Raw genomic sequence first — 13,102 nt, forward strand, 5'->3', positions numbered from 1 at the left:
GGGCCTCGCAGGGCCCGGAACTAAATGCGACTATGACCCAACCCTTTGTCCACCTAAGAATTCACTCAGAATTTTCCCTGATCGATGGCCTGGTAAGAATCAAGCCGGCCATCGCCCGCGCCCAGGAGCTGGAAATGCCAGCCCTGGCGATTACCGACCAGTGCAACCTCTACGGGCAGATCAAATTCTACCGGGCTTGTTTGGGCGCCGGTATCAAGCCGATTACCGCAGCGGATTTTTGGCTCAGCGAAGGCGGCGAGGGCAAGCCGACGCTGATTACTCTCTATGCGATGAACGCCGATGGTTACCGCAATATTACCGAGCTGATTTCCCGCGCCTGGATGGAAGGCCAGTACCACGGTAACGCCTATATCAAACGCGAATGGGTTAAGGAGTACAGCGAAGGGGTGCTGATGCTGTCCGGTGCCAAGTACGGCGATGTGGGCCGTGCACTGGTAGCGGGGCGCCGCGCCCAGGCAGAGGAGCTGGCACGGGAGTGGGCGGAGTTATTCCCTGGCCGCTACTACCTGGAATTACAGCGCACCGGTCGCGCCGGCGATGAGGACTATCTGCACTCGGCGGTGGATTTGGCGCAGGCATTAAATTTGCCAGTGGTAGCCACCAACGATGTGCGCTTTATGGAAGAGAGCGAGTTCGAGGCCCACGAAGTGCGCGTTTGTATCCACGAAGGCCGCGCCCTCGATGACCCCCGCCGCGAGCGCCGTTATTCCGCCGAACAGTATTTCCGCACGCCGGAAGAGATGTGGGAACTGTTTGGCGATATCCCCGAAGCCCTGCAAAATACCGTGGAGATTGCCAAGCGCTGTTCGGCGCCAATCCAGCTGGGTAAATACTTCCTGCCGGAATACCCGATTCCCGAGGGTATGACCGAAGACCAGTTCTTCGAAAAGGTCTCTTACGAGGGTATGGAGCGGCGCCTCGCCACCATCCTCGACAAGTCCGCTGCGGACTATACCGAGCGCCGCCAGGTCTACGAAGACCGCCTGCGCTTTGAGCTGGATATCATTATCCAGATGGGATTCCCCGGTTACTTCCTGATCGTAATGGACTTTATCCAGTGGGCCAAAGACCACGATATCCCGGTGGGCCCGGGGCGGGGTTCCGGTGCCGGCTCTCTGGTGGCCTACTCGCTGGACATTACCGATCTGGACCCGCTGCAATACGATCTGCTGTTCGAGCGATTCCTGAACCCGGAGCGGGTGTCGATGCCCGACTTCGATATCGACTTCTGTATGGAGAAGCGCGACCGGGTAATTGGCTACGTTGCGGATAACTATGGCCGCCAAGCGGTGAGCCAGATTATTACCTTCGGCACCATGGCCGCGAAGGCGGTGGTGCGAGATGTTGCGCGGGTGCAGGGCAAGTCCTACGGCCTCGCAGACAAACTGTCGAAGATGATTCCCCCCGATGTAGGTATGACCCTGCAGAAGGCCTTCGACCAGGAAGAGATATTGCGCGAGTTCCTCGAAAGCGATGACGAGGGCCAGGAAATCTGGGAGATGGCCCTGCAGCTCGAAGGGGTGTCCCGTAATGTGGGTAAGCACGCCGGTGGTGTGGTTATCGCCCCCACCAAGCTCACCGACTTTGCGCCGCTCTACTGTGACGAGACCGGCGCGGGTCTGGTAACCCAGTTCGACAAAAACGATGTGGAAGATGCGGGCCTGGTGAAGTTCGACTTCCTCGGCCTGCGGACGCTGACCATCATCGACTGGGCCAAGCGCATGGTGGATGAGACGCGAGCGCGCGAGGGGCTGGAACCTCTGGATATCGCCGCGCTGCCACTGGACGATGATGAAACCTTCAAGATGCTCAAGCGGGCAGAGACCACTGCGGTATTCCAGTTGGAATCCCGGGGGATGAAGGACCTGATCAAGCGCCTACAGCCGGACAACCTGGAAGATATGATCGCCTTGGTGGCTCTGTTCCGTCCGGGTCCGCTGCAATCGGGCATGGTTGATGACTTTATTAACCGTAAGCACGGTCGCGCTCAGGTGGCCTACCCGGATGCCAAATACCAGCACGAGAAACTACAACCGATCCTGGAGCCCACATACGGCGTGATCGTCTACCAGGAACAGGTGATGCAGATCGCCCAGGAGTTGGCGGGCTATACCCTCGGTGGCGCTGACCTGTTGCGCCGGGCGATGGGTAAAAAGAAACCGGAGGAAATGGCCAAACAGAGGGCCACTTTTGAAAATGGGGCAAAAGAGCAAGGAATTGACCCCGAACTTGCGATTAAGATCTTCGACCTGGTAGAGAAGTTCGCAGGCTATGGTTTTAACAAGTCGCACTCTGCGGCTTACGCACTGGTGTCATACCAGACCGCTTGGCTGAAAGCGCACTATCCCGCCCAGTTTATGGCGGCGACCATGTCTTCGGATATGGATAAGACCGATAAGGTGGTGACCTTTATCGAAGAGTGTCGCGCCATGGAGCTGGTGCTGGTGCCGCCGGATGTGAATCTGGGTAGCTTCCAGTTCTCGGTGGATATCGATAACCGCATTATTTACGGTCTCGGTGCCATCAAGGGCCTGGGTGAGGGGCCGATTGAAAATATTATTGCGGCGCGGGAAGAGGGCGGTCCCTTTACCGATCTGTTCGATTTCTGCTCGCGTGTCGATCCGCGCAAGGTGAATAAGCGTGCACTGGAGGCGCTGGTGCGCTCTGGTGCCTTCGACAGCATTGGGCCGGATACTGGCGGCAGTGATGGCTTGGATTATTCCCGCGCGGTGCTGTTTAACGCGCTGGATGAAGCGGTGAAGGCGGCGGAACAGCAAAAGGCTAATGCCAATGCAGGCATGATGGATTTGTTCGGTGAGGTGGTGCCCCAATCTTCCGATGGTGATGTGTACGAGGACTTCCGTCGCACTCGCTGCTGGAGTATTCGCGAGCGCTTGGAGGGTGAGAAAAACACCCTGGGTCTGTATCTCACCGGCCACCCCATTGACGAATATGCCGGTGAGTTACAGCACCTGGTGAAGGCGCGAATCGCCGACTTAAAACCTGGCCGCGAAGCGCAAAAAGTGGCGGGCCTGGTGGTTGCCATGCGGGTGATGAAGACCAAGCGTGGCGATTCCATGGCTATTGTTACCCTGGATGATCGCAGCGGCCGTATTGAGGCGGCCATGTTCAGTGAGGCATTTGGCGAACACCGCGACAAGCTGGCTAAGGATGCGCTGCTGGTACTCGAAGGCCCCGTGGCCAATGACGATTACAGCGGCGGTCTGAAAATGACCGTGAATGGGGTTTCCACCCTGGATGAGCTGCGTCAGAGCCGGGTGACCGGTGTGCGTCTGCAAGTCGATACCGGTGTTGTGGCCCCTGGGTTAGCCAAGCGTCTGGCCTCGTGTTTGCAGCCCTATACCGGTGGCCAGTGCGGTGTCAGCCTGGAAGTGTTGCGCCACGATGCGCGAGGTCTCTACCGCCTGCCTCCACAGTGGAATGTGGAGCCGAATGATCAGATGGTTCAGTCCCTGCGGGAGTTGCTGGGACGTGAGCGGGTGGCACTTCAATACGCTGAGCGGCGTTAAAGTCCACTGGGCTCGACTGGTCGGTTCTGTACAGTTAAGCTATGTCGCTGTGATTGCCCAGAGGCATGGAAAAGAGTTAAGGCGCAGATTTCATGAATTTCAACTTTCTCGAGTTTGAGCAGCCGATTGCAGAGCTGGAAAGCAAAATTAAAGAGTTGCAGCTGGTCGGGGACGACAATGAGCTGAATATCGCCGATGAAGTGACCCGGCTGCGGGATAAGAGCAGAACTCTGACCGAGTCCATCTACGCAGACCTGAGTCCCTGGCAAGTGGTCCAGGTGGCCAGGCACCCGCAGCGTCCATACTCCAAGGATTATATTGAGCGGCTATTCACCGATTGGGACGAGCTACATGGCGATCGTCATTTTGGTGATGACAAGGCGATTATTACTGGTATCGCACGCTTGAATGGCAAGCCAGTAGCCGTGATCGGTGAAGAAAAAGGCCGCTCTGTGAACGAGAAGGTTGCGCGTAACTTCGGTATGCCTAAGCCGGAGGGCTACCGCAAAGCTTTGCGCATTATGGAAATGGCCGAGCGCTTTAAAATGCCGGTGCTGACTTTGATCGATACTCCAGGGGCTTACCCTGGAATCGACAGTGAAGAGCGCGGCATCAGTGAGGCCATTGCCCAGAACCTGGCGGTGATGTCCCGTTTGCGCACGCCGATTATTTGTACCGTGATTGGTGAGGGTTCTTCCGGTGGTGCTCTGGCAATTGGTGTTGGTGATCAGCTCAATATGCTGCAGTACTCCACCTACTTTGTGATTTCTCCGGAGGGCTGCGCCAATATTATTTGGAAGACCGTAGAGAAGGCTCCACTGGCTGCCGAGGCTATGGGGGTGACTTCCAGTGTGTTGGAGGAGTTAGGTATTGTGGATGAAACCATCCCCGAGCCCCTCGGCGGTGCGCACCGCGATCCGGATGCCATGGCCGAGAGCCTGAAGGAGCGCCTCGGTGAACAACTGGAGCAGTTGAGTGCTATTCCTATTGATGAGTTGCTGGAAAAGCGCTACCAGCGCCTGATGAGCTACGGCAATATCGTTTCTTAATATCCTTAAAAGGGCAGTCCCGATCATGGCGCTGCCCTTTTTTCTTGTTTTTTTGAGTCCAGTTTCCTTTTACGAGATCTGCTCTATATTTGGCGATGCCCCGTTTATTGGGTGGGTTATTCGTCTTCTGTTATTTGTTTGCCTCGCTAGCTGAGAGTGTCCAGGGCACTTTACACTGTCCCTACTGCCCCCATTTTTAGCCCCCCTTATCGAAAACCGCTGCGTCGTATCTGTGCCTCCATGGTAGAAAGCAAAAAGAATAACGAGTGTTTAAGTGCTGGCTTGCCATTTACGGTTTAGTTGCGGCAGAAGTTTCTGGGAATCAAATATGGCAATTTTGCAGAGAAATACGGCAACGGATGCTGTGCAGTTGCAAGCTGGTGATCAAGCGGGACAAAAATTTGCGCTGGTAGCTTTGACCTCACTGTTTTTTATGTGGGGATTTATTACCTGTTTGAACGATATCCTGATTCCCTATCTCAAGGGGATTTTTGAGCTGAACTATGCCCAGGCGATGCTGGTGCAATTCTGTTTTTTTGGAGCTTATTTTTTGGTTTCCCTGCCGGCGGGTAGTCTGGTGAGTAAGATTGGTTACCAAAAAGGTATCGTCACCGGCCTCACTATCGCGGTATTGGGTTGCTTACTATTTATTCCTGCGGAGCGCATGGAGGTCTATGGGCTTTTCCTTGGGGCCCTGTTTATTCTCGCTTCCGGTATTACTATCTTACAGGTGTCGGCAAATCCCTATGTTGCCGCCTTGGGAAATGAGCGAACGGCACCCAGCCGACTAACCTTGACCCAGGGCTTTAATGCACTAGGTACCACCGTAGCCCCACAATTCGGTGCATTATTAATTCTCCCAGCTGCGGGAGTTGCCGTCGGCGCAGTCAGTGCCTCAGTGATCGAAGTTCCCTACCTGATTCTGGCGGCTACCCTAGCCGTGTTGGCTCTGGTTTTTGCGTTTTTGAATCTGCCGTCTATTGTCAGCAATACTTCACAGACCCCATCGGAGGTAGGTGAAGCTTCGGCCTGGAATTATCGCCATCTTGTATTAGGGGCGGTAGCGATTTTCGTTTATGTCGGTGCGGAAGTTTCTATTGGCAGTTTCCTGGTGAACTTTATTGCCGAAGACTCTATTGCCGGTCTTGAGGAATCCGAGGCAGCGTTCTATATCTCCCTCTACTGGGGTGGGGCCATGGTTGGGCGTTTTGCCGGTGCCTTGATTATGCGCTTTATTTCTGCGGGAAAAGTGCTGGCAATTTGTGCCCTGGGCTCCTGCCTACTTCTGCTTATCACTGTAGCCGGTAGCGGCTACCTGGCAATGTATGCTGTTTTGGCGGTGGGGCTGTGTAACTCCATTATGTTCCCAACAATTTTCAGTTTGGCTCTTGCGAGACTTGGTAAGGCGGCTAGTCAGGGGTCTGGTATCTTGTGCCTGGCTATAGTCGGTGGCGCTATAGTGCCGTTATTACAGGGATTATTGGCGGATCAAGTGGGTATCCAGTTGGCATTTGTCCTGCCTATTTTCTGCTACCTCTATATTCTTTACTACGGTGCCATTGGTCACCGCCCAGACAAACGCTCTTAATTTTTTTCTTCTCTTCTGAGCTCGTTTAGCCGGTATTTTTTTGCCGGCTTTTTTTTGTAAAGATAGGGGCTCTCTGTATTAACTGGATGGCGTGGATCAGATATTGCTTAGGTTGGTTATTTTGCTGGTATACCGGCGAGTCCCTGCCGGTATTGAGTGGCGTTGAAGGGCAAGCTGTTTAGGAGGCTTCTGAAGCTATGCGCCGGTTGGCTTCGAGAAATTCCTTGATCGGTAGGCGATAGTTACGGCTGACTTTGACTTTAGCGCCGCTCGTTAAGGTGAGAAAGTACTCTCCTTTAGTTAGTACTTTGATGTGTACGATATAGTTGAGATTCACCAGGGTGGAGCGGTGAATACGCTTGAAATTATCCGGACACAACTGTTTTTGCAGGTCTTTGATAGTGCTGCGCATAACATGGGTTTCCCCTTTTACATGCACACACATATAGTCACCGGCGGCATCAATCCACTCGATATCCTGCTGATTGACCATAGTGATACTGCCGCGATCCTTAATCGCCAGGCGATTGTTGATCACTGGGGTGCGAGTCTCAGAGGCTTGTTCCTTGGCTGTACTCATTTCCTCAATAGAGCGCAGCAGCCGGTTTTTTTCTTCCTGGCGGGTATCTTTTTTGCCGGCATGTGCCAATTGCAAGCGCTGGCGCGCGCGATCAAGGGCGGTTTCTAGGCGAGCGTTATCCAGGGGCTTTAAAACATAATCGACAGCGTGAACCTCAAAAGCTTTGAGGGCATATTCGTCAAAAGCGGTGGCGAATATTACCAATGGTATGGTGTCGGCCTGTAGACGACTGACCACATCAAAGCCGTTCATGCCTGGCATTTGTACATCCAGAACTAGTAGGTCTGGACTGTATTCAGATACGGCTTGCAACGCCTCGCGCCCATTGCGGCAGCAGGCGGCAATTTCTATATCCGGGAATTCCTCAAACATGCTTTGCAGCAGGCGCAGGGCTAGGGGTTCGTCGTCCACCAGCACGACAGTGAGTTTTTTCATTGAACTTCTCCCTGTGTTTTATTGGTGGGGTGCGTGGATTTTTCCAGCGGTATATCGATTCGTATCGACATGCCGCAATCAGGTTTTTCCTGTTGCTCTATACGGTAATTTTGTGGGTAGAGGCTGGAAAGTCGCTCCCGTACATTCTTCAGTCCAACACCGGTGGAACTTGCTTGGAAATTTCTCTCGCCGGCGCAGTCTTCGGAACAGCCTGAATCCTGTACCTCCAGCAACAGGCGTTGGCCACTACTTTTCGCATGAATTCCGATGGTGCCGCCCATTTCATTGGGGGCGATGGCATATTTTACTGAATTCTCTACCAGTGGTTGTAGCAACATGCTGGGCAACAGTGCATGCCGGGCCGTTTCATCGATACTGAGGTCAACGGCCAGGCGGTCGGCAAAACGGGTTTTCTCAATATCCAGATAGAGCAGTACCGCTTGTACTTCCCGCTCGAGCTCTACTTTTTGCATGGGGCTCTCCTTAAGGGAGAGGCGTAAAAAATCGCTGAGACGTACCACCATTTCGCGTGCTTCATCGGCCTGTTGAAAGCGAATCAGGGCGTTGATGGAATTCAGTGTATTAAACAAAAAATGTGGGTTGAGCTGATAGCGCAACATTTTAAGCTGGGCCTCATTGGCGATAGCCTCTGCCTGGAGTCTACGCAGTTGCTCGCGCTCGTTGTCCGCGGCCACTTCAAGCATTTTTTTGTGTTCCCCTTGCAGCAGTATGTGGTATTTAACCCCACAGTAAAGTGCACTCCAAAAAAGAAAGACAAAGAGGGAGGCATAATACCAGCCGCCGAATTCAGACCAGATGGAGTGCTCCCCGCTCAAGCGGATATAGGCCTCCATGCGCACCAGGGTCCAGATGCCGGAAATCACCGCAACGGCGAGTAGATAGATAACTGTGCGAACGGCCAGTTCCGAGTCCCAGGCGATATCAAAAATGGGTCTTAGGAATACCGAGAGAACAAAAGCCACAGCACACTGGAAAATAGTATTTGCTGGCTCGAAGCTTGGCCACTCAGTGGGTGAATGCCAGAGAGTTAGGGAGAGGAATGTCACCAACAAAATGCCAATCCAGCTGACCAGCTGTAATTTCCAAAACCAGCGGGTCGAAGGAATTTCCGCAGTTGCATTCCAGTATTGACGGGTAGAGTACTGCATGATGTCCCGTATATTTAATTTTGTGAAAATGACGGGATAGACGCTCATCATCGCGTTCATTATTATCCGGAAGATATTACCTTGGCTTACCGGTGCCCGCCAGTGGGCCTGCACGCCAGGATTCCAGCTTAGCCCTTATTTGGTCCTTTTTGTCGCTTTTCGGGGTGATTAGTCAAGTTACTTTCGGCAATCTGGACCCATAAGACAACTTTCATTGAGTGAAAGTGTTTTTTATTAAGGGTTATAAAAAATTGCACATTTTGTCCTTAATTTTCCGCTGGCGACTCAAAAGCGTTTAGGAAGAACAGCATAATCGCCGAGAAACGAGTTTGAAATTTGGGGATCGGTTTTCAATGCGCCAGATGTTGCCTGAGTCGAGTCTTTACTCGAACGAAATGGCTGTTTGTGATTCAGATGCCCAGGCTCAAGAGGGGCGCTCTCCAGGGTATTTAAATCTTGCAGCGTTGACTTCGCTTTTCCTTCTGTGGGGTTTTATCACCGGGCTGAATGATGTTTTGGTGCCACATCTTAAAAATGTTTTTGAGCTGAGTTATACCCGCGCTGTCCTGGTACAGTTTTACTTTTTTGCAGCCTATTTTCTGGTTTCCGTTCCTGCTGGGTTGCTGTTGCGTAGAGTTGGCTACCAGTTGGGGTTGGTCTTTGGTTTATTAGTGGCTTGTGCTGGTTGCCTGGTTTTTATTCCTGCTGCGCGCCTGCAAATCTATGAAGTGTTTTTATTGGGGCTTTTTGTACTGGCTTCTGGTATTACAGTATTGCAGGTATCAGCAAATCCCTATGTTATTGCTTTGGGTAGTGCCAAAACGGCTCCAAGCCGTTTAAACCTAACCCAAGCATTTAACTCTCTGGGAACTACCTTGGCGCCGGTTGCCGGTGGTGCCGTTTTTTTTGCCGCGATTTCAATGGGCGCCGATCCCGATACGGCAACTAGTATCGATGAATTTCGCGCCAGGGAGGCGGCCCTGGTGGAAAAACCCTATTTCTGGTTGGCAGTAGTGCTGTTGATGATGGTGGCTTTTTTCTCCTGGATTCGCTTGCCGACAATCCCCGAACACCGCCTTTCTCACAGTACAAGTCCGCCCCGCAGTGAGACTTTTTCCATTTGGCGCTTTCCCAGATTGACACTGGGAGCAATTGGTATTTTTGCCTATGTAGGCGCCGAGGTAGCTATAGGAAGTTTCCTGGTTAGCTTTTTTAGTGAATCCTCTGTTGCTGAAATGCAGTTATTTGAAGCGGCAAAGTATGTTTCCTACTACTGGGGTGGCGCTATGGTAGGCCGCTTTGCCGGGGCTCTGCTACTGCGCTATGTCTCTGCGGGAAAAACACTGGCGGTGTGTTCGCTGGGTTCCGTAGTGCTTATCGTGGTTGCGATGCTCTCCTCTGGTTATTTGGCTGTATGGTCGATTGTCGCTGTGGGGGTTTGCAACTCCATTATGTTTCCAACCATATTCAGCCTGGCGTTGCGAGGTTTGGGTCAGTACACCAGTCAGGGCAGCGGTGTCCTGTGCATGGCCATTGTTGGCGGTGCGGTTATTCCATTGCTTCAGGGGGTGCTCGCCGATGAAGCGGGTATTCAGATTTCTTTTTTAGTACCGCTGCTGTGCTACTGCTATATCGCTTATTACGGTGCTTTTTCTCCGACTTTGCGTGGCGCTGCGATGGAGTAGTGGGCAAGGGCAACTGAAACTTTTCTCCAGGCTATTTTTTAAGTAGTCCAGCTAGAAATTGTTTTCCGCCTTGTCTGTGATTTAGCCCAATCCATCGGATTTCTATTGGCGCTCCTCGGCAAGTATTGCACTTTGCTCCGTTGATACCGTTGCGTGGAATACCTGAAATCCAATCGGGGCCTTATTGGCTGTGGCTGGAGTATGGGATTTACACTGAAATAATAATATCTGTGTTACTCATTCTGATAGCGATGGAATTGGTAGGACAGAAGGACTCGCGTGGGAAAACTTTGGGAGTTATCCGTGAAATTTAAAAAACGATTTTCACTGAGCTTAATGCTCTGTGTTTCGGCACTTGTTGGCTGTCAGCCGCAGGGGGAAGAAGTTCCGTCAAAAGAGGATAACTCCCAGATAAGCAGTGGCGGTAGCTTGGAAAACTGGCCGCTACTCGAGCCCGCGTTTCCACGCAGCGAAAAGCTGGAAGCGCGTATTTCCGAAATTATGTCGCGCATGTCTTTGGAAGAGAAGGTGGGGCAAATGATTCAGGCGGAGATCCGCCACGTCACCCCTGAAGATGTTAAGAAATACCATCTGGGCTCTGTGCTAAACGGTGGTGGTGCCTTTCCAAACAACGATAAGTTTGCCACGCCTAAAGATTGGCTCGCGCTTTCCGATGCCTTTTTCAAGGCTTCCATGGACACTTCCGATGGCGGTGTTGCTATTCCCCTGATTTGGGGCTCCGATGCGGTGCACGGTCACAATAATGTTATTGGGGCAACTCTTTTTCCCCACAATATTGGCCTCGGGGCGGCGAGGGATGCTGAGCTGATCGAGCGTATTGGTCGCGCGACCGCCCGCGAGGTCGCTGTTACCGGTATCGACTGGACCTTTGCCCCCACTGTGGCGGTAGTGCGGGATGACCGCTGGGGACGCACTTATGAAAGTTATTCTGAAGATCCGGCTGTAGTGGCTGACTATGCAAAAGCCATGGTGAAAGGGTTGCAGGGGGGCAAGAACGAAGTCGATTTTCTGCGCGGGGAAAACCTGGTCGCCACGGCTAAGCATTTTGTCGGTGACGGTGGAACTACACGTGGAATCGACCGCGGGGATAACGCTGTGCCTGAAAAGGAACTTGCAGAAGTACATGCGGCAGGTTACCTGACCGCTTTGCCCGCTGGTGTGCAAACGGTAATGGCTTCTTTTAATAGTTGGAATGGTGAGAAGCTGCATGGCCATCAATACTTGCTGACAGATGTCTTGAAGGAGCGTTTGGGTTTCGATGGATTTGTAGTCGGGGACTGGAATGGTCACAGTTTCGTACCGGGTTGCACTCTGGAAAGTTGTGCCGCGGCAATTAATGCTGGTCTGGACATGTTTATGGTGCCAGCGGACTGGAAGGCCCTCTTCAACAATACCTTGGCGCAGGCGAAGAGCGGTGAAATCCCAAGTGAGCGCTTGAATGATGCGGTGCGCCGCATACTGCGAGTGAAACTTCGCGCGGGCTTGTTCGAACGTAATATGCCCCTAGCGGGCAAGGCTGGCATTCTCGGTAATGCCGAGCACCGCGCTATCGCCAGAGAGGCAGTGCGGAAGTCTTTGGTGTTAATGAAAAACAATGATCAAATGTTGCCGTTAGCCGCGAAGCAGAATGTTCTAGTCGTCGGCGATGGGGCCGACAATCTCTCCAAACAAAGTGGTGGTTGGACAATATCCTGGCAGGGCACTGGTAATACCCGTGAAGATTTTCCCGGTGCTACTTCCATCTTTGAGGGCATCGCCGCAGCCGTAAAGAGCGCGGGTGGTGAAGCCATACTGAGTGAGGATGGAAGCTTTACCGATGCCAGCTTTGCCAATGGCAAGGCACCCCAGGTGGCTATTGCCATTTATGGTGAAGAACCATACGCGGAATGGCATGGTGATATCACAAATCTGGAATACCAGCGCGGTAACAAGAAAGACCTGGCCCTGTTGAAGAAATTGCGTGAACAGGAAATGCCAGTTGTCAGTGTTTTCCTGTCCGGTCGCCCGCTTTGGGTGAACAGTGAATTAAATGCATCGGATGCTTTTGTGGCCGCTTGGCTGCCGGGGTCTGAGGGTGCCGGTGTGGCCGATGTGTTATTCCGAGGTGCCAAAGGTGAGATTCGCTACGATTTCACTGGTAAGTTGCCCTTTAGCTGGCCGATGTACACCAATCAAACGGTTTTGAATCCATACCACGAGCACTACGATCCCCTGTTTGCTTTGGGTCACGGCTTGAGTGTGAATGAGGAATCCCTGGTCAGCAACGACTTGCCTGAGACCAGCGAAAATATGGCTGCGGGTGGACTGGAGGATGCCTGGTTATTGGTTTCCCGTCCGCGCGCTCCCTGGGTATTGAATATTGCCGAGGACGGAGCCAAGGCAGTTCCAGTGAATGGCAACCGAGCGGCCAGTGGTGAGGATAACAATATCGTTGTGACCTCGATTGATATGTCCTCTCAAGAAGATGCGCGTTTGATCGAGTGGAAGGGCCTGCGCCCCGGTGCTGTGCAATTGTCTGCGGAGTATATGCAGAACTTGGACATTTATTTGGAGGAGGGCTCAGCCTTGAGTCTGAATATTCGCGTTGATCAGAAGCTGCGTGAACCGTTACAAGCGGCGGTGACCTGTGGAGAGGGCTGTATTGCCAGAGTGCCGCTGCAATCCACTCTGAAAACCATGCCGCTGAATGACTGGACCCGTCTCTCGGTGGACCTGCAATGCTTCGCCAAAGCTGGCGCTGACTTTAGCAAGGTGTTCAGTGCCTTCCGCTTGGAGAGTGAGGGGGCCGCAGCGATAGCCGTAGCCAATGTTCGATTGGTACCCGATGCGGCAGCTTCTGCTGATATTCGCTGTGCGGGTTAGTGGCTTTTATCTCTAACCGTTTTCGGTAATTAAATGCCCGGGTCTGTAAAAATTGAGGTCTGGGTTACACCTCTCTTTTAAGTGGTTGAGTTGCTGAAGAGCTGTAGCTCTGCAATATCCCGCTTTCCGCTCAGAAGTCCATCAACTCAAGTTGCCAGCACC

Annotated in this window: 7 protein-coding genes; 5 read left to right on the top strand and 2 right to left on the bottom strand. The window is 52.7% G+C overall.

What is annotated here, in order from left to right; genetic code table 11:
- Positions 1 to 32 precede the first annotated feature (32 nt).
- From dnaE to ACJJIJ_RS02900, 3 genes are all read left to right on the top strand, one after another.
- Positions 33 to 3,551 (top strand): DNA polymerase III subunit alpha, encoded by a 3,519-nt coding sequence (gene dnaE, locus ACJJIJ_RS02890; RefSeq protein ID WP_444898768.1) that lies wholly within the window; start codon positions 33 to 35, stop codon positions 3,549 to 3,551.
- A gap of 92 nt (positions 3,552 to 3,643) precedes the next feature.
- A complete protein-coding gene (locus tag ACJJIJ_RS02895) occupies positions 3,644 to 4,600 on the top strand; it encodes an acetyl-CoA carboxylase carboxyltransferase subunit alpha (protein WP_252085077.1) in 957 nt (318 codons plus the stop codon).
- Between the two features lie 328 nt (positions 4,601 to 4,928).
- On the top strand, positions 4,929 to 6,188 hold the full coding sequence (locus ACJJIJ_RS02900) for a sugar MFS transporter (protein WP_444938592.1): 1,260 nt from the start codon (positions 4,929 to 4,931) through the stop codon (positions 6,186 to 6,188).
- 178 nt (positions 6,189 to 6,366) lie between these two features.
- On the opposite strand, the gene ACJJIJ_RS02905 is transcribed toward ACJJIJ_RS02900, so the two are convergent.
- Entirely contained in the window at positions 6,367 to 7,203 is an 837-nt protein-coding gene (locus tag ACJJIJ_RS02905) for a LytR/AlgR family response regulator transcription factor (protein WP_444938593.1), read from the bottom strand.
- On the bottom strand, positions 7,200 to 8,372 hold the full coding sequence (locus ACJJIJ_RS02910) for a sensor histidine kinase (protein WP_444938594.1): 1,173 nt from the start codon (positions 8,370 to 8,372) through the stop codon (positions 7,200 to 7,202). Before ACJJIJ_RS02910 ends, ACJJIJ_RS02905 begins: the two co-directional genes overlap by 4 nt.
- 353 nt (positions 8,373 to 8,725) lie before the next feature.
- On the opposite strand from ACJJIJ_RS02910, the gene ACJJIJ_RS02915 reads away from it, so the two are divergent.
- Together ACJJIJ_RS02915 and ACJJIJ_RS02920 are read left to right on the top strand one after the other, a co-directional pair.
- Positions 8,726 to 10,057, top strand: coding sequence for a sugar MFS transporter (locus tag ACJJIJ_RS02915; protein ID WP_444938595.1), 1,332 nt, complete (start codon positions 8,726 to 8,728; stop codon positions 10,055 to 10,057).
- Between the two features lie 303 nt (positions 10,058 to 10,360).
- Complete coding sequence (locus ACJJIJ_RS02920) at positions 10,361 to 12,940, top strand: glycoside hydrolase family 3 protein (protein WP_444938596.1); 2,580 nt, start codon at positions 10,361 to 10,363, stop codon at positions 12,938 to 12,940.
- Positions 12,941 to 13,102 lie beyond the last annotated feature (162 nt).

Source organism: Microbulbifer mixtoriginis (SeqCode) (genome assembly GCF_052467945.1).

Excerpts from the sequence above, each read along its gene's own strand:
- dnaE (WP_444898768.1), top strand. The coding sequence starts at position 33 with ATGACCCAACCCTTTGTCCACCTAAGAATTCACTCAGAATTTTCCCTG.
- ACJJIJ_RS02910 (WP_444938594.1), bottom strand. The coding sequence starts at position 8,372 with ATGCAGTACTCTACCCGTCAATACTGGAATGCAACTGCGGAAATTCCT.
- ACJJIJ_RS02905 (WP_444938593.1), bottom strand. The coding sequence starts at position 7,203 with ATGAAAAAACTCACTGTCGTGCTGGTGGACGACGAACCCCTAGCCCTG.
- ACJJIJ_RS02900 (WP_444938592.1), top strand. The coding sequence starts at position 4,929 with ATGGCAATTTTGCAGAGAAATACGGCAACGGATGCTGTGCAGTTGCAA.
- ACJJIJ_RS02895 (WP_252085077.1), top strand. The coding sequence starts at position 3,644 with ATGAATTTCAACTTTCTCGAGTTTGAGCAGCCGATTGCAGAGCTGGAA.
- ACJJIJ_RS02915 (WP_444938595.1), top strand. The coding sequence starts at position 8,726 with ATGCGCCAGATGTTGCCTGAGTCGAGTCTTTACTCGAACGAAATGGCT.